We start from the raw sequence: 20,341 nt of genomic DNA on the forward strand, positions 1-20,341 counted from the left end.
TAAGTGAGGCTTGTTATTATATGCACAATTTTCACTCTGTTAATAAATGAAGAATCCTATGTTTGCTAATATTCGACTGGTTATCAGTGTTTTGCTTGTTATGCTTAATACAGCGTTAACCTCTTTAATTATCAGTTTTTTTGCTGTGATTAAGTTACTTCTTCCTGTTGCTATCGTAAAAAGAATCACAGTATCTATGGCAAACAAAACATTATGGGGTTGGGCAACACTAAACCTATGGATGCTTAATATTAATAATACGATAGAGTGGAAAATTGAAGGTGGTGAAAGCTTATCTCAAGATAACTGGTATTTATTACTTTCGAATCATGTGAGTTGGGCTGATATCGTGATTTTATCTTCAGTAATGAAAGATAAGATCCCAATGACTAAGTTCTTTTTAAAGTATGAATTACTTTATGTCCCTTTTGTTGGTTTGGCGTGTTGGGGGGCTGATATGCCGTTCATGCGCCGAGATCCTGAGCGTCGTGAAGATGATTTTAATGCGATAAAGAAGTCGTGTGAAAACTTCCGAGCAGTACCAACAACCGTGGTTAACTTTGTTGAAGGGACTCGTGCAACGCCTGAAAAATTACTGGAAGCTCGAACGCCTTATCAGCATTTATTTAAGCCTAAGATTGGTGGCATTGCTTTTACGTTATCTGCGATGGGTGAATTGTTTGATGGTATTGTTGATGTGACGCTTGCGTATCCAGAGAACCAAAAATCGCCATTTATCAATATGTTGCAAGGAAAGTTAACTAAAGTCGTTATTCGTATTAATTTGCATCCTAATGATGAAAAGGTAAATGGAGACTACTTTGGCGATAAGGCCTTTAAGCGTGGCTTTCATAAGTGGGTAAATGACTTATGGAAAGAGAAGGACGAATACCTACAAGGTGTTTTAAAAAATAAAGAATAAAAAAAGGGAGCGAATTATCGCTCCCTTTTTTGTGTCTTATTTCTTTAGTAGCCAGTTTACTAACTCGTAGTATTCTTCAGCACTTTGAACTTTACCTGTTTCAACAAGGTATTTGTTGTTAACAATAACCGCTGGAACGCCCGTTAACCCACTGTCTTGAAATGCTTTATCAAAACGGTTAACCATAGAGTTAATTGCAAAACTATTGTAAGTACCATCGAAGTCATTTGCATTTACGCCTTCATCTAAGAAGATTTGGCGAATTTCTTTTTCGTTACGTGGTGGCTTGTTCATAGTATGAATACGGTTGAAGAAAACAGGAACCATTTTATCTTCTACACCCAGAGATACCATGGTTGCATAGGCTTTACTCATTGATAAACCCATTGGTCCACCCATAAATGAAACGTGAGTTTTCTTAAACGTCGCATTGTCAGGCAGTGTTTTCTTTAAACCCTGAATAAGAGGTTCGAAGCTACTGCAGTGCGGGCAGTAGAAAGAGAAAAATTCATTTACTGTTGGTGTTTTTGACTCAGGTAGGTCAAGAACTCTATAGTAATCACCTTCTGTAAAGTTTGCTGCGTTTACTGAAAAACTCAGTACCAAAGCACCAAACAATGCCATCATTTTCTTCATCATGTGTAACTCTCTCCAATCCATTTGTGGTTAGTATTATAATTTTACCATTGAGGCATCAGTTCTAAAGGTGCATCATTTAATGCCGCAATTTGCTCTTTAAATCCGAGTACTTGGCTTTCCCAGTATTTTGCGTCGGCAAACCATGGAAATGCAATAGGAAAAGCCGGATCTTTCCAACGTTTTGCAAGCCATGCCATGTAGTGCACCATTCGTAGACCGCGTAAAGGTTCAATTAGTTTCAATTGGTTAGAATCAAAGTCACAAAATTCGGAATAAGACTCTAATAAAATATCTAACTGAACAAGCTTATCTTGTCGTTCGCCATTCAATAACATCCATAAATCTTGTGCTGCTGGTCCATTTCTCGCGTCATCTAAATCAACAAATAATGGGCCATCGCGCCATAAAATATTACTTGGGTGACAATCACCATGCAGACGAATCGTCTTGCTTGGTTGCCAATGTTGTTCGATTTGCTTGATCAACATATCCATATCAGAAAAAAAACTGTTTTCTAAATGAGAGGGTATGAATGAGCTGTTTTCTAATAGTTTTCTTGGTTGGTATAAATACTCGTCCAAACCAATCGTTGGGCGGTGTTGAAACAGTTCAGATTCGCCAACTTTATGAATACGGCCTAAAAAGCGCCCAACCCATTCAAGTTGGTCAAAATTATCCACTTCAAATGTACGACCACCCAAGCTATCAAACAAGGCAAACCAGTAACCATTGGCAAAGTGAAGTGTTTTACCATTAATCTCAAGTGGGGCTGCGATGGGAATATCTTGCTGAACTAATTGTCTAGCAAAGAGGTGCTCTTCTAATATTTGGGCTTCAGACCAACGTTGAGGACGATAAAACTTCACGACATAACGGCGTCTTTCTTCATCAGTAAATTGATACACCCGGTTTTCGTAGCTGTTTAAAGCAAGAAACCCTGATTCAGCGCGAATACCAATATCAGCTAACGCATTCCATAATAAATCAGGGGTAAGCGTGCTGAAATTAAAGGCATGTTCAGTCATAGTTATTCTCAAATAAAAAGGGCGCATGGCGAGCCCTTTGACCCAGTAATAGAACAATTATAGCTTTTTAAAGAATCGACTTTCAGCTTTTATTGCTTGGCCATCAGAATTGGTAATTTTAAATTCAATGGCGGTAATGGTTTTGCTCAACTCGGTGTCTTGTGCACCCAAACTCATTGGTACACTCAATACTTCACCTGCATCGACGTTAACGCTTTGTTCTCCATACCAAGTCAGGTTGTTAATACCGGTAACTGATAGCAGATATTCTTGGCTCTGTTGAGTCTTATTTATAATTTTCAACGTGTAAGTATTTTCAATTAAACCGGTGCTATTAATGCGCGAAAGTTGGTTTCTATCTCTTAATACATCAAGTCCCATTGGTTCTACAGAAGCAATTTGAGTAAAGAAAAGACCCATCATCAATAGCATGACAAGGCCATAACCGATCAATTTTGGACGCATGATATGAGTCTTATGACCTGCTAATTTATGCTCAGTGGTATAGCTAATAAGATCTTTTTCATAGCCCATTTTATTCATGGTCTCATTACACGCATCAATACAAGCACCACAGTTAATACACTCATATTGTAAGCCGTCACGAATATCTATGCCGGTAGGACAAACTTGAACGCATAAATTACAGTCTATGCAATCACCTAGCCCAAGGGGTTTCGGATCTTTTTTACGAGATCGTGGGCCTCTGGTTTCACCGCGTTTAGGGTCATAACCGACAATATAAGTGTCTTTATCAAACATGGCTGATTGGAATCGTGCGTAAGGACACATATGCAAACAAACGATTGAGCGCATCCATCCTGCATTACCATAAGTACAACCAGCAAAGAAAATAACCCAAAATGCAGGTAAAAAATCACTATTAAAGGTAAAGAAATCAACAACAAGTTCTTTTACCGGTACAAAATAACCAACAAAAGTGATGCCTGTTGCTATCGCAATGGCTACCCATGCAAAGTGTTTAAGTGTTTTTCGAAGAAACAAGTTTGATGTCATTTTCATTTGGTCTTGTTTGCGACGTTTATTGGCGGGGCCCTCTAGTTTTTCTTCAAACCAGATATACATGAATGTCCAAACGGTTTGTGGGCAGAGGTATCCGCACCAAACTCGGCCTAAAAAGGTGGTAATAAAAAAGAGACCAAAGGCGGCGATCACAAAAAGAAGCGCTAATAATGTCAGATCTTGAGGAAATAACGTTGTACCAAAGAAATTAAATTGTTGGCTGCCAATATCCAGTAAAATCGCTTGACGATCTCCAAAAGAAATCCACGGAGTAAGAACAAAGAGTGCTAATAAAAACCAAGCGCCATAGCGGCGTAATTTTTGAAATGTCCCTTTACTCTGACGAACGTAAATACCTGAATTGGGATTGAAACGATCACTACTGGATTTATGTGTTTTGGGATTGAACTGTTTTGGAGTCACATCTTTGATGTCGATTTTATCCTGACTCATGATTCTTCCTAGTTATTTTTATGAGGTATCCCAACGATGGTTTTATTGAGCGGAACCATTTCAAGGTTGGTGATCTTAAGACATTGCGGCTGAATTATAGCTTGATGTAAGTTATGAATACGTTGGAAGGTTCAAATTTAGTTAAAAAAGTGTGTTTTATTTGATAGATAATCGATCTGGTTTATTGCAAACCAGATCGAGATAATGAGGTTATAGCAGGCCACGCGCTCTTAATATTGCCGTTTTAAAGTCGTCTTCTTGGTCTTTTGCAAGACCAGGGATCATTTCATCTTTTTCACTATTGCGCATTTTTAGGTGATAGATAAGAACATCATCAGTTAGATCTTCCAGTTTACCTTCGTATTTTGTTTCTTCAGCCAGTTTCGTAATGAACTGCATTAAGTTCAATTCTGGTTCTTTTTGCCATTCAGGGTGAATTAATTCGATAAGTTCATTAACGCGGTGACATTTCATTGAGCATTCTCCTTATTTTTATTAAGGAGAAGTATAGCTAAGTTAGGGTGGGGAATGAAAGTGATATGTCGAAGAGTACATCATGATGCAAAAAGAAAAAGCGCAACCCACAGGCTACGCTTTTAAATTATGCCGCACATGAAACATCAGCTTGAGTTTCTTTTTTCTTGGAAATTACAAGAGTCATTTCTGGTACGTTCTTTTTCGTTGCAACTACTTTTACAAAGTGGCTACGACGACGATCCACACTGTGCGTTGAAGCAGAGCGTGAGAACCTGACAGTCATAGGACGCATTGGTTATCTCTATAGTCAGGCACTTCCATGGCCAAATTAATGACCTAACAACTTATGAGTTACATCAAAGTGAACTCTATTTAGCTTTCGCCAATCCAAATAAGTCATCAGGGATATGTGTTCATAAAACACACAGTAAGAGTATCATAAACTGTCAATTAGTCGAGGTACATCTCAACGTAATAATGAATATTACGTAATACTATGCTGATAGATATATGCGTGGCAGAGGAGAGTAACCATGTCCTTTTTTAAGAAAACATTAGCATCGTTAGGTATTGGTTCTGCCAATGTCGATACAATTATTCATCAGGAAGCATTAGTTCCAGGTCAGAAAGTCCAAGTTACAATAGAAGTTACTGGTGGAGCGACAGAGCAGCATATTGATAATATTGATTTGAAATTATGCTGCCAATATAAAAAAGAAGTGAAGCGTAACCGTGATAGCGGATCTCGAACTGATGTGATAACACAAACTCATGTGTTAGCTGATTGGAGCTTACCTTATGCGTTTACTATAGAACCTAAGCAAGAGAGAAAGTTTGAGCTTGAGTTGGATCTTCCGCTAAATACACCCGTCACTATTGGTGATTCTAATGTATGGGTTCAAACTGGGTTAGATATCTCTCTTGGTTTAGACCCAAAAGATAAAGATCCTATTACCGTTCGTCCCGATGATTTATTTGATGGTGTTCTAACTGCATTAGAAACAGAAGGGTTACGAATTCGCCAGGTTGAATGTGAATATGTTAAAGGGTTTGAGCTGCCTTTTGTTCAAGAGTTTGAGTTCGTCCCGTTCGATGGGCCTTATCACGGTCGCTGGCGAGAGCTTGAAATGATAGCTCACAGAGCCAAGGATGAACTGCAACTATGGTTTGAGATAGACAGAAGACATCAAGGCGGAGCTTTGGGGCTACTATCATCAATGCTTGGATGTGGTGAGTTAAAAAGACAATTAAGCTTACCTACGCGCTTAACTCCGGAAGAGGCGGGAAAGCAAGTTATTGATTTCTTAAATCAAACTACCTAATAGTTTATGCGCTATCAGTGTCACTTGTTATTCAAATAAAAAATGACACATTTAAGCTTACAGTTGTACGCTTAAATGTGTCATACTTATTTCATTGAGCAATCACTCTATGAGATAAATTATGTCCACTTTTGCCACTTATTCAAAAAAAGAAGAATTAGCCAACAGTTTAAGTCATGCATTAGGGATGGTGTTTGGTGTTGTTGCTTTAATATTACTATTAGTAAAAGCAAATACTGCGGATGCTGATTGGTTAACCATAGCAAGTATGTCTGTTTATGGCGCCAGTATTATTTTACTTTTTTTAGCGTCGACGCTTTACCATTCTATTGCTGCACCAAAAGCGAAAAGGTTATTAAAAACCTTAGATCATTGCGCTATCTTTCTTTTGATTGCCGGTAGTTATACACCTTATTTATTAGTGAGCTTGAGAACACCATTGGCGTACTGGTTAATGGGTGTTATTTGGGCCATTGCGTTAATAGGTATTATTGGCAAGATTATCTTTGTTTATCGATTTAAAAAATTGTCGCTGATTACTTATCTGATTATGGGATGGTTGTCAGTTATTGCAGTTTATCAATTGGTTATTCATATCGATATTAATGGCGTTATTTTGTTAGGACTTGGTGGGGTAATTTACTCTTTAGGGGTTGTTTTTTATGTCGCGAAGAAGATCCCATATAACCACGCTATTTGGCATTTGTTTGTGTTAGGTGGCTGTATTACTCAATTTTTGTCGATTTATTATTATATAAAGCCGGTTTAATACCAATCACAGTAAGTAAGTGTTCAGAAATGGCCTAGTAGAAATACGAGGCCATTTTTTATTGTTACTGTGTTATTCGTTAGTGAGTTAAATTTAGTATTAACCCTTCCAAAACGCCGGGAAGAACAATACAAGCACTGTTAGGATTTCCAGCCGTCCCATCAACATACCAATACTGAGTATCCATTTAGCACTGTCTGGTAAAGAGGCAAAATTTCCTGTTGGGCCCACAATGTGCCCCATTCCCGGTCCTACGTTAGCAACAGCAGTAATGGCACTTGTGATACTGGTAACAGGATCAAGACCTAAGCTACCGAGTAATGCAGAAATAACAATAATGGTAAGGAAGAAGGTAAACACCAAGGCAACGACAGAACGTGCTATATCGTCAGTAACAGGGCGTCCATTGTAACGCTGAACAAAAATACCTGATGGGTGAATGAGTTTCATCATCTGCTTATTCAGCATGGTTGCTGCAATTTGAAAGCGGAAGATTTTTATCCCACCAGCAGTCGAGCCTGAGCAAGCGCCTGCCATCATAACAAAAGCAAAAATAATCGCAGGGAATGCCCCCCACGCCGTAAAATCATCCAAACCAAAGCCTGTTGTGGTTATCACTGAAATGATATTAAACACTGACACGCGTAATGCATCCATAACGGTATAGTCATTATGTAGAACAAGCCAAATCGCAACAGATAAACTGGTAATTAAAACCAGTTTGAGAAAGCCAACCACCTGAGCATCTTTAAATAATACTTTTGGATCCCGCTTTTTCAATACTTGAATAAAGAGCAGAAAAGGCAATCCGCCAGCAAACATAAAGAAGGCAGCAACCCAGTGTGTGCTATTAGAGAAACGGTTCATAGAACTGTCTGACGTTGAATAGCCCCCAGTGGATAGCGTCGTGAAGGCATGATTTATGGCTTCAAACGGCGTCATTCCTGTTACTAAGTAACTTAAGAAACATAAGAGGGTTAAGCTTAAATATACACTGACGATGTATTTAGCTACGTATTTAGTCCTTGGTGCACTTTTATCGGACCAATCGGACGATTCTGTTTGGAACAATCGCATACCACCCACATTTAGCATTGGAAGAATAGCAACCGCCATTACAATGAACCCTACTCCGCCAAGCCACTGCAGAGTCGATCGCCACAGTAAAATGCTGGGTGCCATATCACCCAAACCACTGAGAACCGTAGAGCCTGTTGTTGTTATTCCTGACATGGTTTCAAAGTAGGCATCAGTAAAGCTGATATGGTTGATGAAGACAAATGGCAATGCAGCAAAGGCACTGGCGATGGTCCAGACTAAAGTGGTGATCAGGAACATATCCCGCACGTTCATTTTAAACTGTTTACTGCGGCCAAAAGTTAAACAAGCAAATGCCACTACATGAGTAATAGCAACCGCTTGTCCAAACTCGATGAAACCACCAGTACCAGTGAAAAGAGCGACGAGTGTTGGGATATACATAAATAGGGCAAGTTTAGATAAAACAAGCCCTATTACAAATAGGATCGGTTTGTAGTTAACCATAATTATAAGAAGAACGGACTCGGCTGGAATAAGCGCTCGACATCCTGAACGTATTTCTTATCCACTAGGAACATAACAACGTGATCATCCTGTTCTATCACGGTTTTATCATGGGCAATGAGCACTTCTTCGCCACGAACAATAGCGCCAATGGTTGTGCCTGGTGGGAGTTTGATGTTTTGAATCTCTTTGCCAACCACTTTCGAGGTTGTTTCATCACCATGAGCAATCGCTTCAATCGCTTCTGCTGCACCACGACGAAGAGAAGAGACATTTACGATATCAGCACGACGAACGTGTGTTAATAGCGCTGAAATGGTCGCTTGCTGTGGAGAAATGGCAACATCAATCACGCCCCCTTGAACTAAGTCGACATAAGCACCACGTTGGATCAGTACCATGACTTTTTTGGCTCCCATGCGTTTTGCAAGCATGGCTGACATGATATTGGCTTCATCTTCATTGGTTACAGCAATGAACACATCTACTTGGTCGATGTGTTCTTCACTCAATAATTCTTGATCGGCAGCATCACCACAAAAAACGATGCTTTCTTCAAGTAATTCAGATAACTCTTCAGCGCGTTTCATGTTGCGTTCAATCAATTTCACGCTGTAATTGTGCTCTAAACGTCGCGCAAGGCCTGCACCGATGTTACCGCCACCAACAATCATTATTCGTTTGTATGGGCGTTCTAAGCGTTGTAATTCACTCATTACTGAACGGATATGGTTACTTGCTGCAACAAAGAAAACCTCATCATCGGCTTCGATAACGGTGGTGCCTTGAGGACGAATAGGGCGACCTTGTCGGAAAATAGCAGCAACACGAGTATCAATATGTGGCATATGATCTCGAAGTGCAGATAACGCATTCCCAACTAGAGGGCCACCATAGTAGGCTTTTACTGCCACTAAGCTGACTTTTTTCTCTGCAAAACTAGCCACTTGAAGCGCACCTGGGTATTCAATTAAACGTTCAATATATCCCGTCACTAATTCTTCAGGTGCAATTAAGTGATCAACAGGAATAGCGTCTGATTGGAACAGGCGATCTTTTTCTTTTAAGTATTCAGGTGACCGAATACGAGCAATACGGTTTGGGGTATTAAAGAGCGTAAATGCTATCTGACACGCAATCATATTGGTTTCGTCAGAATTGGTTACCGCAACCAGCATATCGGCATCTTGTGCCCCAGCCTCTCTCAAGGTGTCTGGATGACTGGCAAATCCTTGAACAACACGAAGGTCATATTTATCTTGTAACTCACGCAGTCGCTCTGAACTCTTATCAACAACCGTAATGTCGTTGTTTTCGCCCACCAAGTTTTCAGCCAGTGTGCCGCCAACCTGCCCTGCACCTAAGATTATGATTTTCATACCGCTTGCTCGCTCGTATATAGGTTATGCTTTTTGTAGAACAGCGTAGTAGAAGCCGTCCATATTCTCTTCACCAGGAAGAATTTGACGTCCTGGTTTCGCAGGATCGGTATTGTCTACTAAAGAGGCATTTTCTGTGCGCTCTAAAAAGGCTTTTACTTGATCACAGTTTTCTTGCGGAGTGATTGAACACGTCGCATATACCATGGTGCCGCCAGATTTTAACTGTAACCACATCGCATCAAAGATTTCACTTTGCAGTTCAGCCAATGCTTTAATATCTTCTGAACGGCGTAGCCACTTGATGTCTGGGTGACGACGAATAACACCAGTTGCAGAGCAAGGCGCATCTAATAAAATGCGGTCAAACTGCTCGCCTTTCCACCATTGTTCAGGATAACGAGCATCACCACAAATAACTTTTGCAGTTAGGTTAAGGCGTTCTAAGTTTTCGTACACGCGAGTTAAGCGTGTTTCATCACAGTCAATCGCAACCACATTGGTGTTTTTTGTGCGTTCTAAAATGTGAGCCGTTTTACCACCTGGCGCAGCACAACAGTCTAAAATTAGCTCACCATCTTGAGGCTGTAGATATTCTGCCGATAATTGCGCTGCAGCATCTTGCACAGAAACCCAACCTTGCTCAAAGCCTGGTAGTGTAAATACATCGCGTGCTTTATCTAATAATAATGCGTCTGTTGCTTGGCTGTGTGGAGTCACTTCAATCTCTTCTTTTTCAAGAAGAGCTATGTACTCATCGCGAGTGTGGTGCTGGCTGTTAACACGTAACCACATTGGTGCTTTACTGTTATTCGCTTCAACAATATTTTCCCATTGTTCTGGGTAGGCTTGTTGTAGCATTTTCAATAACCAACCAGGGTGACCGTATTTACCAGAATCATGACTTACTGATTTCGCATCCAATTCTTCTTGGCTACGTTGATAGTTACGTAGTACCGCGTTGATCAACCCACTCAGTTTTGGACCTTTTAAATTTTTTGTGCCTTCAACCGTTTCAGCTACAGCTGCGTGTGCAGGAATACGCATGAAACTCAGTTGATAGATACCAACAAGAATTAGATGATGGAATACTCGTTGTTTTCCCTTTAATGGTTTATCCATTAATGATTGAGCAACAGACTCTAAACGAGGAAGAAAGCGCAGTACGCCATAGCAGATCTCTTGCAGTAAAGCTTGATCACGAGGTTTGATCTCAGATTGAGCTTTTGGAAGCGCTGAAGAGAGAGAATGACCCTGATCGACAACTTGATAAATAACTTTGGCTGCCGCAGCACGAACGTTCATGTCATCACCTAAAATATGGTTGGCAAAAATAAAAAGGCAAATACAATATTTGCCATTTAAAAAGTAAGGTGGCAATTATGCCACCTTTTTATATTTTTGAAGAATTAGTTAAGGGTATTACCCACTTCAAACCATTCTTTGCGAGAGTTCAAAATATCTTGAACGCCCATTGCTTTTTTTCCAGGAACTTGCAGTTGTTCAAATACAATGGCATTTGAGCCAGTGGCAACATAAATTCCTGTTTTATCTGCTTGAATGATGGTGCCTGGCATTGCATTTCCTGCGTATTCTTCAACACGAGATTGCCACACTTTAATGGCTTTATCTTCAACAGAGAAGTGACTCATTGGCCAAGGGTTAAAAGCACGAACACAACGTTCAATCGCTTCTGCATCCATTGTCCAATCAATCTTAGCTTCTTCTTTGCTGAGTTTTTTCGCGTAATTAGCCTGTTCATCGTTTTGCTTTTCAGCAACAGCAGTGCCGTCAGCAATCGTCGATAAACATTCAACAAGAGCAACAGGACCAAGTTCAGCCAATTTATTGTACATTGACGCACTGGTATCTGTTGCTTCAATTGGCAGTGTTGCAATGCTTAGCATGTCGCCTGTATCTAAACCAATGTCCATTTGCATAATGGTTACGCCTGTTTCAGCATCACCAGCCCAAATGGAGCGTTGAATAGGAGCTGCACCACGCCAGCGAGGAAGAATAGAACCATGAACGTTAATGCAACCCAGCCTTGGTGTATCTAACACCGCTTGTGGTAGCAATAAGCCGTAAGCAACCACAACCATTAAATCTGCATTTTGGTCAGCCAGTTCTTGCTTTGCTTCGTCACTCTTAAAGTTTTCAGGCTGGAACACTGGGATATTGTGCTCAAGCGCCAGTTCTTTTACTGGACTTGCCGTTAGCTTTTTACCACGACCCGCAGGGCGATCTGGTTGAGTATATACGCCAATCACTTCATGGTGAGAGTCGATAAGTGCTGACAAATGGCGAGCCGCGAAATCGGGCGTGCCCGCAAAAATAATGCGTAATGGTTTATTCAAGTTGACCTCGGAGTCTCTAATATCAACCCAAATAAGCAGTTACTTACTGCTTATTTGGGCTTACGATGGTTAGTTTTTAGCGTTGAATTTTTTAATCTTCTCTAGTTTTTCTTTGATGCGTTTACGCTTTAGAGGCGATAAGTAATCAACGAATAATTTGCCATCAAGGTGGTCTAATTCGTGTTGAACACAGATCGCTAATAAATCATCAGCATCAAAGCTAAACTCTTTACCATCGCGATCAAGAGCAGTTACTGATACTTCAGCAGAACGAGGAACCATTCCTTTTGCGCCAGGAACAGATAAGCAACCTTCTTCTATGCCATCATCGCCACTTTTTTGCGTAATGACTGGATTGATAAGCACCATTGGTTCATCACGCGTGTCAGATACGTCGATCACAACAATACGTTGATGAAAATCAACTTGTGTCGCAGCAAGGCCGATACCTTCTTCGTCGTACATGGTTTCAATCATGTCATCGACAAACTTTTGGATTTCAGGTGTTACTGCTTCTACCGGTTTTGCTACGGTGCGTAGACGATCGTCCGGAAACGTTAAAACTTCTAATAAAGCCATAATTACTCTAAATGTTGAACTGCGCCGAAAACGGCATAAACCTAATAGCTCCAATTCTAGACATTTTATTGAGCAAATGACAGCATCGGTTGGTATGTCTGACAAGGAAAGCGGACCATGTTAAAAAAAACACTCATTTTTTCATCATTAATTAGCGCTATTTTATTTTCATCACCATCAATATCAAGTGACGATAAACTGGTTTTAAAACAAGATTATCCGGAACAATACACCGTTAAGAAAGGGGATACTCTCTGGGATATTTCGGCGTTATTCTTAGATAGTCCTTGGTTTTGGCCAAAACTATGGAAAATTAACCCTGGTATAAATAATCCTCACTTAATTTACCCAGGGGATGAATTAACGTTAACTTGGCATAATGGAAGCCCTGTATTAAGTGTTAAGCCGCTTAAGAAATTGTCGCCTAAAGTGCGTAAGGTAGTGAAAGAGCCTGTCCCTACATTACCGACGAGTTTAGTTGTGCCTTATTTACAGTCCGATCGTTTAATCGACGACATAAATTATGAAACGTCATACAGAGTGCTAGGAACCAGTGACGGTCGTAAATTTTTAAGTGCGAGTGAAAGAGTGTATGTGGATGCTGAGTTATCACATAAAGAATGGGGCATATACCGAGTCGTTAATGAGTTTTCGCGTAAGGACGATAAAGCCTCATCTTATGCTCTTCGTCTTGTAGGTGTTGCAGAGTTAGCTGAAAAAAATGAAGGAATGAGCGGGTTAAAAATCATTAAACAGCAGCAAGAAATTGCAATTAACGATGTGGTTTTACCTATTTCTTCTGATGAAATAAAAACAGAATTAACAACAACTTTTTATCCCCAACCTGCACCAATAGATATTGATGTATCCATATTAGGTTCAATTGATGGTGGAGAATACTTAGCGGTTAATCAAGTCGCGGTGATCGATAAAGGAAGTAATGACGGCTTATTACAAGGAAGTATGTTTTCTTTGAGAGAGAAAGGAAATATTGTTAATGGTAATAAAGGCGAGTATTACTATGAGACGGATAAAGACACCAAGAAAAAAGGTATTCAATTGCCCCAGACTGAAATTGGTGAGTTAATCGTTATTAGACCTTATGAAAAATTTAGCTTAGCACTCATCACAAAAAGTGAAATGCCAATACACAAAGGCGTTATAGCGGTGTCTCCTAATGAGGAATAAATAAAGTTATGCCCATTTCTGAAGATCATCTATCGGCTTGGTTAACTTTATGCTTTTGTCCTAGAGTAGGTGGGAAGGTAATGTCTCGTTTACTCAGTGTCGATTCAGTTGAAAATATTCTGCAATACAATAATGAGCAGTTACAAGCTTTAGGCCTATCTTCATCTCAAATTACTTATTTAAAACAGATGGGGAATAAGCAAGTTGAGGCCTGCTTCACTTGGCAAGCAAAGAGTTCTGATCATACTATCTTGCCATTAACCGACCCTAGATACCCTAAGTTGTTGTCTGAGATTAGTGCTCCACCTCCTGTACTTTTTGTTAAGGGCGATGCGTTGTGTTTGTCTGAACCACAAGTTGCGATAGTTGGGAGTAGAAATGCCAGTCTTGAAGGATTAGATTGCTCTAAAGAATTTGCTCGCTCAATTGTTCAACATAATTATGTTGTAACCAGTGGTCTTGCGTTAGGTGTGGATGGATATGCACATCATGGTGCAATAGAAGCAAAAGGAAAAACCATTGCTGTTCTTGGTTCTGGACTAGAAAAGATATACCCAGCTAAGCATCGAGCCTTGGCTCAGAGAGTGAGTGAAAATGGCGCCTTGGTTTCTGAGTTTAGACCTGACACACCACCAAGAGCTGATAATTTCCCCAGGCGAAATAGGATCATTAGTGGACTCTCGACGGGTGTATTGGTTGTTGAAGCTGCTGAGCGTTCAGGATCGCTGATTACAGCAAGGTATGCTAATGAACAAGGTCGAGAAGTCTTTGCACTTCCAGGGTCGATTCAAAACCCTACGGCTCAAGGATCAAATAGCTTAATTAAAGCAGGAGCAAAACTGGTTTCATCTCCAGAAGATATTTTTGATGAAATTGGGGCTTTAACTGAATGTGCAATATCTCACCAACCGTCCTTATTCGATCAAGAAGTTATAACAGAACAATTGCCATTTCCTGAAGTGTTCGCTACCGTAGGCAGTGAGGCGACGCCTGTTGATATAATCGCAGAGCGGTGTCAGATGCCTGTACATGAAATCATGATGCAATTACTTGAATTAGAGTTGCAAGGTTTCATCGCTGCAGTCCCAGGGGGTTACATTAAAAAGCGGAGGGGCTAGCCATGATGGATGTTCTTATGTATCTATTTGAAACATATATCCATAGTGATGTTGAACTAAACGTAGAACAAGAAAAACTTGAAGAAGAATTATTAAAAGCAGGCTTTCACCAAGAGGCTATTTATAAAGCACTTGATTGGTTAGAAGACTTAGCTCGTCTACAAGAATCGGATTCTTATACGCACATAGAACCAAGTACATCAACGTCAATGCGCGTGTATACTCAACAAGAAATTGATGGAGTTGACACTGCTTGTCGTGGTTTTTTACTTTTTTTAGAGCAAATTAAAGTTCTGACAAGTGAAACGAGAGAAATGGTCATCGAACAGGTAATGGCATTAGAAACTGAGGATCTTTCTTTGGACGATTTGAAATGGGTCGTGCTAATGGTGTTGTTCAATGTTCCAGGTCAAGAGAGTGCTTATACGCAGATGGAAGAGCTGCTTTATACTGCAGATGTAGGCATTACGCATTAAGGTTTTTGAATGTCTGGGAAAATAGATAAGCAATTATTTCAAGCTCACGAACACGCGCTAGAGCATCAAAGTTGTCCGGAATGTAGCGGTGAACTTATGATCCGTTATGGTAAAAGAGGTCCATTTTTGGGGTGCCAACATTATCCTGAATGCGACTATATTCGCCCATTAAAAAGTAATGATGGTCATATAGTTAAAGAGCTGGGGATCCCATGTCCTGAGTGTGAAAATGAGTTAGTATTAAGGCAAGGTCGATATGGAATGTTTATCGGTTGTTCTACTTATCCCATATGTACGCACATTGAATCGTTAGAGCAGAAAAAGGAAGAACCAAAAGAGTTGATTGAATGCCCGAGTTGCAAAAAAGGCTTGTTGCATGAAAAACAGTCACGTTTTGGTAAATCATTTTATGCGTGTGATGCTTATCCGGCCTGTCGTTTTGCTGTCAATTTAGAGCCGCAACAAGGGTGTTGTCAAAAATGTGGTTTTGAGTTGCTGCTAAAAAAAGAAACAGCAGTAGGGGTACGACTCATTTGTGCAGATAAAAAGTGTGCCGAAGTTCAGAACCAAGTAGAGTAACTTAATCACTAGTATTAAGTTACTCATACCTAAGATTTAAGAAAGAGCTTTAAAGGCTTGTTTATCTAAAATATTCGCAAGTTTAGAAAGCTCTTTTTGTAGCATTTCAGGAGAGTCGGCACACACGTTAATATGTCCCATTTTTCTACCCGCTCGCTTCTCTTTTCCATACCAATGAATATGGCAATTCGGCATTGTTAATATTTCATCTGGTAAGCTATCTTCACCTAAAATATTAAACATCGCTGTTGAGCGAAGTAATTCATTACCTGTTAGTGGTAAGTTGCATACTGCTCGAATGTGCATTTCAAATTGGCAAACATCAGTACCTTGCTGAGTCCAATGTCCAGAGTTATGAACTCGTGGCGCGATTTCATTTACAAGTAACTTTCCGTCTACATCGAAAAACTCAATAGCAAGCACTCCGATATAATTAAGCTCATCTGCGATAGCGGTAAACATACGATCGGCTTGTTCTTGCAACTCACTGGTGCCTTCTAATGCGGTTGATAAAGCCAGAACTCCATCGACATGAACATTTTCAGTCAGTGGGTAAGTCACCATTTGACCGTTTTTATTACGAGCGCCAATAAGTGAAACTTCACGGTTAAATGGAATAAATTGCTCTGCAACTATTGCTTGATTTGGAGAGTTTTTGATTAGATCATCCATTTCTTCCCAAATAGAATCAACTTGAGATAGATCTTTTAAGCGCCATTGCCCCTTTCCATCATAACCACCTAAGGCGCTTTTCAAAACCATAGGGATCCCTACAGTATTGATAGCATTAAGAAAGTCTTGTTTGGTATTGATGATATGGTATTTGGCGTTTGCAACATGAGCATTGTCTAATAACTTTTTCTCCAGACGACGATCTCCCCCCGCCTTTATTGCATCAGGCGTTGGTTGGAATTTTCCACTAATACTGCAAATAGCTAGAATATGATGAGGAATATGTTCAAACTCAGCGGTAATTACATCAACATTGTTTATCGCTTGCTCTAATGATAAATCAATTGGCTGTTGAGTTAATGGATGTACAATTTGTTGGCTATTAACATCATAAGCGATCACATCAATATTCAGTGGAGCACTAGCTAAAGACATCATTCGTGCTAATTGACCTGAACCTAAAATAAGAACATTCATGATTAATCCTCTGATGGATCTGGGTTCTCTAACACCATTTCAGTTTGTTCTTTACGGAAAGCTTCAACCGCAGCCATTACTTCTTCGTTTGATGTGCCAATGATTTGAGCAGCAAGGATACCCGCATTAGCCGCTCCCGCTTCACCTATCGCAAGCGTGCCAACAGCAATACCTTTTGGCATCTGTACAATTGAAAGTAATGAATCCATACCTTTAAGTGCACGAGATTGTACTGGAACTCCTAAAACCGGAACGCTTGTGAATGCAGCGGCCATTCCAGGAAGGTGTGCCGCGCCGCCTGCTCCAGCGATAATGACTTTAATGCCACGATCTTTTGCTTGAGTTGCATAATCGGCAAGTAATTGAGGAGTTCTGTGTGCAGAAACCACTTTTGTCTCATAAGGCACATTAAAGCGGTCAAGCATCTCAGCGGCCAGTTTCATTGTTGGCCAGTCTGATTTTGAACCCATGATAATACCGACTTTCATTGTGAACTCCTTAAATAAAGATATTGGCAATATAGAAAAGTTATCCGCATTATACGGTTATTTTTTATTAAGGAAAACGTTTGCGTAAGGAAAAGCTAAACTTATTAATGAATGATGACAATTCAAAAAAGGAAAGCGGTTGTGTGATTTGAGTAGATCAATAGAATAGATACTACATATAGAAGAGAGTGGTATTAATGTGAAGAATCTAAATCAAGTCGTAGAGGCTTTGAACATAGGAAATGTTATCGCTTATCCGACCGAAGGTGTTTTTGGTGTTGGTTGTGATCCTGATAATGAGCAAGCCTTGCTAAAATTGTTAGATGTAAAACAGAGACCAAAAGAAAAAGGGTTAATCTTAATTGCAGCATCTATAGAGCAATTATTACCTTATATCGATTTAGAACAATTAACAGAAGAGCAAGTAAATACCATTAAAGCGTCATGGCCAGGTCCTGTGACTTGGATTGTTCCAGTTAAAACAAGCACATTACCTTTAGTTACTGGACAATTTGATAGTATTGCTGTCAGAGTAACGGGTCATCCTCAAGTGAAAGCTATTTGTAACGCATTCGGTAAACCCATTACTTCAACCAGTGCTAACCTTTCAGGATTGGAGCCTTGTCGAAGTGTTGCCGAAGTTGAAGCTCAACTAGGAAATACAGGTGTGGTAATTTTTCAAGGAGAAGTGGGTAATCGCACTCAACCAACCGAAATTCGTGATGCGAAAACAGGTAATACGCTACGCCAGGGTTAATGCATCAATGATAGGTTTAAGGTAAGGTTACTAACATCATTTAGCGCTTTCATTGCAGGGAATATTTTCACATGGATAAGTATGCCGTTTTTGGTAACCCGGTTAAACACAGTAAATCACCTTTTATTCATACCTTATTTGCTCGTCAAACAATGCAGAATTTAGAATATTCAGCAATTGAAGCGCCCATAAATGGTTTTGTTGAGTCAGTGACCGCGTTTTTTTCTCAACAAGGAAAAGGCTGTAATGTAACGGTCCCTTTTAAAGAAGAAGCATTTCAGTTTGTCGATCAATTAACCGAAAGAGCAAAGCTAGCAGGAGCCGTAAATACACTTAAAAAATTGGACGATGGCATTATTTTAGGTGATAACACAGATGGCGAAGGGTTAGTTCAAGATTTATTGCAGTACCAAGTACCTTTAGAAGATAAACACATTTTATTAATTGGTGCTGGTGGCGCAGCTCGTGGTGTCATTCTTCCTTTATTAAAGCAAAATCCAGCTTCTATTACGCTTGTTAATCGAACTTATGAAAAAGCAAAACAACTTGAAGGGTTGTTTTCTTCTTATGGAAGGATCGAAGCAAAAGAGATGAGTGACATTCATAAGAGTTTTGATGTCATTATTAATTCAACATCGGCAAGTTTATCTGGAGAGCTTCCTCAAATTGATCCTGTTATATTCTCTGGTGGTGCGATTAGCTATGACATGATGTATGGTTCAGGAAAAACTATCTTTAACCAATGGGCATTAGAAAACGATGCTTACCAAGCTTATGATGGGTTAGGTATGTTAGTGGGTCAAGCTGCAGAAAGTTTTACTGTGTGGAGAGGGCTACGTCCAGGCAGCAAACAAATTTTACGCGAATTACGAAAAAACTTAGAAGGTATATAATGAATCAATCGATTCTATTTTCAGATGATTTAACCGTAGATCTGGATAACCAGTGTGTGCGTTTTTCAGCACAACAAATGGGAAGCTTAATTAATTGCTTAGTTTTATTCTCATGGCTTGAAGAAGAAAGCGGAGAACCTGTTTGCAGTCAAGAGAAAGCCTGTGAGATTTTTAATCACTTGCGTTTTGATATTGAAGACACAGCTGAAGCATTGATCGAAGATGAAGAGTTCAATGCTTCAGGAGAAATTGAAATCAGCTAGTTTCTTCTATGTAGTCGTTTTTAAATGCAACGTAATTTGATGCTGATTTTTTAAGTGATGCTATTTCCTCTATAGATAGAGGGCGAACTTGCTTAACTGGGCTACCTATATAAAGGTAGCCACTTTCCAGTCGTTTATTTGGTGGAACCAGACTACCAGCGCCAATCATTACATCTGCTTCAATATAAGCATTGTCTAGAATAATGCTTCCCATTCCAACAAGAACTCGATCTTCAATTACGCAACCATGCAGCATGACTTTATGGCCAATAGTGACATCATTACCAATAAGTAATGGGGCTCCTTTTGGGTTTTCTGTATTTTTATGCGTAACGTGCAAAACTGAACCGTCTTGAATATTAGATCTATCGCCGATAGAGATACTATTTACATCACCTCTAGCCACAACCAAAGGCCAAACACTAGAGTTTTGACCGATAGTGATATCTCCAATTAGAACACATGAAATATCTATATAGGTATTTGATCCAATAGTAGGAAAGGTAGATTTATAGCTTCGTAACGGAGAATTCATATTATATGCCCTTAAAATGATAACTAACTGTTAATGGAATGCGTCTTTAAGGCTAATTTAACACTGAATTGTATGGACTTTAACCATAAAAACATAAAATTGGAATATTATTAAAAAAGCCCTTGCTAATGTGATCGAACTCTCTATAATGCGACCTCACTGACACGGAGAGCCCATCCCATAAGGGGTTAGCAATCTGGTTCAGGATGATGGTTAAAAATTTAGTTTCAAATAAGTGCTTGACACTGAAGCTTAATTAGATAAAATGACCGTCCTCTTCACAGAAAGGCAGAAACGCTTTAAAAGTAGAAGAAAAGCTCTTTAACAATTTGAAACCTATTAATCTGTGTGGGCACTTGTGAGTTGATAATCACTATTTGCGAAAGCAAATAAAAATAATCAATG

General features: G+C 39.7%; 23 protein-coding genes. 10 read left to right on the forward strand and 13 right to left on the reverse strand.

All coding sequences use genetic code 11. From position 1 onward, the window contains the following. The first annotated feature begins 58 nt into the window (after window positions 1-58). Window positions 59-922: an acyltransferase gene (locus tag F8B77_RS08570; protein WP_167512788.1), complete on the forward strand. Its 864-nt coding sequence runs from the start codon at window positions 59-61 to the stop codon at window positions 920-922. A gap of 36 nt (window positions 923-958) precedes the next feature. Here F8B77_RS08570 and F8B77_RS08575 read toward each other — a convergent pair whose 3' ends face one another. The 5 genes from F8B77_RS08575 to F8B77_RS08595 all read right to left on the reverse strand — a co-directional run bounded on the left by F8B77_RS08575 (window position 959) and on the right by F8B77_RS08595 (window position 4,822). Continuing rightward, window positions 959-1,558, reverse strand: coding sequence for a thiol:disulfide interchange protein DsbA/DsbL (locus F8B77_RS08575; RefSeq protein ID WP_208846113.1), 600 nt, complete (start codon window positions 1,556-1,558; stop codon window positions 959-961). A gap of 44 nt (window positions 1,559-1,602) precedes the next feature. Continuing rightward, entirely contained in the window at window positions 1,603-2,586 is a 984-nt protein-coding gene (locus F8B77_RS08580; RefSeq protein ID WP_151655009.1) for a serine/threonine protein kinase, read from the reverse strand. A 57-nt stretch (window positions 2,587-2,643) separates the two neighbouring features. Next, window positions 2,644-4,062, reverse strand: coding sequence for a cytochrome c oxidase accessory protein CcoG (gene ccoG / locus F8B77_RS08585; RefSeq protein ID WP_151655010.1), 1,419 nt, complete (start codon window positions 4,060-4,062; stop codon window positions 2,644-2,646). A gap of 210 nt (window positions 4,063-4,272) precedes the next feature. After that, window positions 4,273-4,536 carry a YihD family protein gene (locus F8B77_RS08590; RefSeq protein WP_130045738.1) on the reverse strand — a complete coding sequence of 88 codons (264 nt, stop codon included), beginning with the start codon at window positions 4,534-4,536 and terminating at the stop codon, window positions 4,273-4,275. Window positions 4,537-4,663: 127 nt separating this feature from the next. Further along, a complete protein-coding gene (locus F8B77_RS08595; protein ID WP_167512786.1) occupies window positions 4,664-4,822 on the reverse strand; it encodes a hypothetical protein in 159 nt (52 codons plus the stop codon). 250 nt (window positions 4,823-5,072) lie between these two features. Here F8B77_RS08595 and F8B77_RS08600 point away from each other — a divergent pair, with 250 nt between their 5' ends. Next, a complete protein-coding gene (locus F8B77_RS08600; protein WP_151655012.1) occupies window positions 5,073-5,861 on the forward strand; it encodes a sporulation protein in 789 nt (262 codons plus the stop codon). Between the two features lie 121 nt (window positions 5,862-5,982). After that, window positions 5,983-6,630, forward strand: coding sequence for a PAQR family membrane homeostasis protein TrhA (gene trhA / locus F8B77_RS08605; protein ID WP_151655013.1), 648 nt, complete (start codon window positions 5,983-5,985; stop codon window positions 6,628-6,630). A 99-nt stretch (window positions 6,631-6,729) separates the two neighbouring features. Here the strand turns inward: trhA and F8B77_RS08610 are convergent, their stop codons facing one another. The 5 genes from F8B77_RS08610 to def form a co-directional block, all read right to left on the reverse strand. Next, window positions 6,730-8,175, reverse strand: a complete 1,446-nt coding sequence (locus tag F8B77_RS08610; RefSeq protein ID WP_151655014.1) for a TrkH family potassium uptake protein — start codon at window positions 8,173-8,175, stop codon at window positions 6,730-6,732. Window positions 8,176-8,177: 2 nt separating this feature from the next. Further along, window positions 8,178-9,554, reverse strand: a complete 1,377-nt coding sequence (gene trkA, locus F8B77_RS08615; RefSeq protein ID WP_130045733.1) for a Trk system potassium transporter TrkA — start codon at window positions 9,552-9,554, stop codon at window positions 8,178-8,180. 24 nt (window positions 9,555-9,578) lie between these two features. After that, window positions 9,579-10,859, reverse strand: coding sequence for a 16S rRNA (cytosine(967)-C(5))-methyltransferase RsmB (rsmB, locus tag F8B77_RS08620; RefSeq protein ID WP_130045732.1), 1,281 nt, complete (start codon window positions 10,857-10,859; stop codon window positions 9,579-9,581). Between the two features lie 104 nt (window positions 10,860-10,963). Then, window positions 10,964-11,911, reverse strand: coding sequence for a methionyl-tRNA formyltransferase (gene fmt / locus F8B77_RS08625; protein WP_151655015.1), 948 nt, complete (start codon window positions 11,909-11,911; stop codon window positions 10,964-10,966). 69 nt (window positions 11,912-11,980) lie between these two features. Further along, on the reverse strand, window positions 11,981-12,490 hold the full coding sequence (def, locus tag F8B77_RS08630) for a peptide deformylase (RefSeq protein ID WP_130049249.1): 510 nt from the start codon (window positions 12,488-12,490) through the stop codon (window positions 11,981-11,983). Window positions 12,491-12,607: 117 nt separating this feature from the next. On the opposite strand from def, the gene F8B77_RS08635 reads away from it, so the two are divergent. Genes F8B77_RS08635 through F8B77_RS08650 form a run of 4 tightly spaced genes read left to right on the forward strand, consistent with a single transcriptional unit; the run spans window position 12,608 to window position 15,851 of the window. Beyond that, entirely contained in the window at window positions 12,608-13,678 is a 1,071-nt protein-coding gene (locus F8B77_RS08635; RefSeq protein WP_151655016.1) for a LysM peptidoglycan-binding domain-containing protein, read from the forward strand. A 14-nt stretch (window positions 13,679-13,692) separates the two neighbouring features. After that, entirely contained in the window at window positions 13,693-14,796 is a 1,104-nt protein-coding gene (gene dprA / locus F8B77_RS08640; protein WP_208846115.1) for a DNA-processing protein DprA, read from the forward strand. A gap of 2 nt (window positions 14,797-14,798) precedes the next feature. Then, window positions 14,799-15,272, forward strand: coding sequence for a DUF494 family protein (locus F8B77_RS08645; protein ID WP_151655018.1), 474 nt, complete (start codon window positions 14,799-14,801; stop codon window positions 15,270-15,272). A gap of 9 nt (window positions 15,273-15,281) precedes the next feature. Next, window positions 15,282-15,851, forward strand: coding sequence for a DNA topoisomerase family protein (locus F8B77_RS08650; RefSeq protein ID WP_151655019.1), 570 nt, complete (start codon window positions 15,282-15,284; stop codon window positions 15,849-15,851). 36 nt (window positions 15,852-15,887) lie between these two features. Here the strand turns inward: F8B77_RS08650 and F8B77_RS08655 are convergent, their stop codons facing one another. After that, on the reverse strand, window positions 15,888-17,000 hold the full coding sequence (locus F8B77_RS08655) for a 5-(carboxyamino)imidazole ribonucleotide synthase (RefSeq protein ID WP_151655020.1): 1,113 nt from the start codon (window positions 16,998-17,000) through the stop codon (window positions 15,888-15,890). A 2-nt stretch (window positions 17,001-17,002) separates the two neighbouring features. Beyond that, a complete protein-coding gene (gene purE / locus F8B77_RS08660; RefSeq protein ID WP_005421516.1) occupies window positions 17,003-17,488 on the reverse strand; it encodes a 5-(carboxyamino)imidazole ribonucleotide mutase in 486 nt (161 codons plus the stop codon). Between the two features lie 199 nt (window positions 17,489-17,687). Here purE and tsaC point away from each other — a divergent pair, with 199 nt between their 5' ends. The 3 genes from tsaC to F8B77_RS08675 all read left to right on the forward strand — a co-directional run bounded on the left by tsaC (window position 17,688) and on the right by F8B77_RS08675 (window position 19,401). After that, a complete protein-coding gene (tsaC, locus tag F8B77_RS08665) occupies window positions 17,688-18,245 on the forward strand; it encodes an L-threonylcarbamoyladenylate synthase type 1 TsaC (protein ID WP_151655021.1) in 558 nt (185 codons plus the stop codon). A gap of 71 nt (window positions 18,246-18,316) precedes the next feature. Beyond that, on the forward strand, window positions 18,317-19,138 hold the full coding sequence (gene aroE / locus F8B77_RS08670) for a shikimate dehydrogenase (RefSeq protein WP_151655022.1): 822 nt from the start codon (window positions 18,317-18,319) through the stop codon (window positions 19,136-19,138). Beyond that, window positions 19,138-19,401 carry a DUF1488 family protein gene (locus F8B77_RS08675; RefSeq protein ID WP_130049256.1) on the forward strand — a complete coding sequence of 88 codons (264 nt, stop codon included), beginning with the start codon at window positions 19,138-19,140 and terminating at the stop codon, window positions 19,399-19,401. The genes aroE and F8B77_RS08675 overlap by 1 nt, the downstream gene beginning before the upstream one ends. On the opposite strand, the gene F8B77_RS08680 is transcribed toward F8B77_RS08675, so the two are convergent. Beyond that, on the reverse strand, window positions 19,394-19,936 hold the full coding sequence (locus tag F8B77_RS08680) for a gamma carbonic anhydrase family protein (protein ID WP_130045721.1): 543 nt from the start codon (window positions 19,934-19,936) through the stop codon (window positions 19,394-19,396). The two genes, F8B77_RS08675 and F8B77_RS08680, sit on opposite strands and share 8 nt — an antisense overlap. Window positions 19,937-20,341: the final 405 nt, after the last annotated feature.

The organism is Aliivibrio finisterrensis, assembly GCF_008933155.1.
Taxonomy (GTDB): domain Bacteria; phylum Pseudomonadota; class Gammaproteobacteria; order Enterobacterales; family Vibrionaceae; genus Aliivibrio; species Aliivibrio finisterrensis.

What these genes read in the sequence shown, in the direction of transcription:
- trhA (WP_151655013.1), top strand. Translation starts at nt 5,983, where the DNA reads ATGTCCACTTTTGCCACTTATTCAAAAAAAGAAGAATTAGCCAACAGT.
- F8B77_RS08580 (WP_151655009.1), bottom strand. Translation starts at nt 2,586, where the DNA reads ATGACTGAACATGCCTTTAATTTCAGCACGCTTACCCCTGATTTATTA.
- purE (WP_005421516.1), bottom strand. Translation starts at nt 17,488, where the DNA reads ATGAAAGTCGGTATTATCATGGGTTCAAAATCAGACTGGCCAACAATG.
- F8B77_RS08600 (WP_151655012.1), top strand. Translation starts at nt 5,073, where the DNA reads ATGTCCTTTTTTAAGAAAACATTAGCATCGTTAGGTATTGGTTCTGCC.
- def (WP_130049249.1), bottom strand. Translation starts at nt 12,490, where the DNA reads ATGGCTTTATTAGAAGTTTTAACGTTTCCGGACGATCGTCTACGCACC.
- aroE (WP_151655022.1), top strand. Translation starts at nt 18,317, where the DNA reads ATGGATAAGTATGCCGTTTTTGGTAACCCGGTTAAACACAGTAAATCA.
- F8B77_RS08570 (WP_167512788.1), top strand. Translation starts at nt 59, where the DNA reads ATGTTTGCTAATATTCGACTGGTTATCAGTGTTTTGCTTGTTATGCTT.
- F8B77_RS08650 (WP_151655019.1), top strand. Translation starts at nt 15,282, where the DNA reads ATGTCTGGGAAAATAGATAAGCAATTATTTCAAGCTCACGAACACGCG.
- F8B77_RS08655 (WP_151655020.1), bottom strand. Translation starts at nt 17,000, where the DNA reads ATGAATGTTCTTATTTTAGGTTCAGGTCAATTAGCACGAATGATGTCT.
- F8B77_RS08575 (WP_208846113.1), bottom strand. Translation starts at nt 1,558, where the DNA reads ATGAAGAAAATGATGGCATTGTTTGGTGCTTTGGTACTGAGTTTTTCA.
- F8B77_RS08595 (WP_167512786.1), bottom strand. Translation starts at nt 4,822, where the DNA reads ATGACTGTCAGGTTCTCACGCTCTGCTTCAACGCACAGTGTGGATCGT.
- F8B77_RS08675 (WP_130049256.1), top strand. Translation starts at nt 19,138, where the DNA reads ATGAATCAATCGATTCTATTTTCAGATGATTTAACCGTAGATCTGGAT.
- rsmB (WP_130045732.1), bottom strand. Translation starts at nt 10,859, where the DNA reads ATGAACGTTCGTGCTGCGGCAGCCAAAGTTATTTATCAAGTTGTCGAT.
- F8B77_RS08645 (WP_151655018.1), top strand. Translation starts at nt 14,799, where the DNA reads ATGATGGATGTTCTTATGTATCTATTTGAAACATATATCCATAGTGAT.
- F8B77_RS08590 (WP_130045738.1), bottom strand. Translation starts at nt 4,536, where the DNA reads ATGAAATGTCACCGCGTTAATGAACTTATCGAATTAATTCACCCTGAA.
- ccoG (WP_151655010.1), bottom strand. Translation starts at nt 4,062, where the DNA reads ATGAGTCAGGATAAAATCGACATCAAAGATGTGACTCCAAAACAGTTC.
- trkA (WP_130045733.1), bottom strand. Translation starts at nt 9,554, where the DNA reads ATGAAAATCATAATCTTAGGTGCAGGGCAGGTTGGCGGCACACTGGCT.
- F8B77_RS08610 (WP_151655014.1), bottom strand. Translation starts at nt 8,175, where the DNA reads ATGGTTAACTACAAACCGATCCTATTTGTAATAGGGCTTGTTTTATCT.
- F8B77_RS08635 (WP_151655016.1), top strand. Translation starts at nt 12,608, where the DNA reads ATGTTAAAAAAAACACTCATTTTTTCATCATTAATTAGCGCTATTTTA.
- F8B77_RS08680 (WP_130045721.1), bottom strand. Translation starts at nt 19,936, where the DNA reads ATGAATTCTCCGTTACGAAGCTATAAATCTACCTTTCCTACTATTGGA.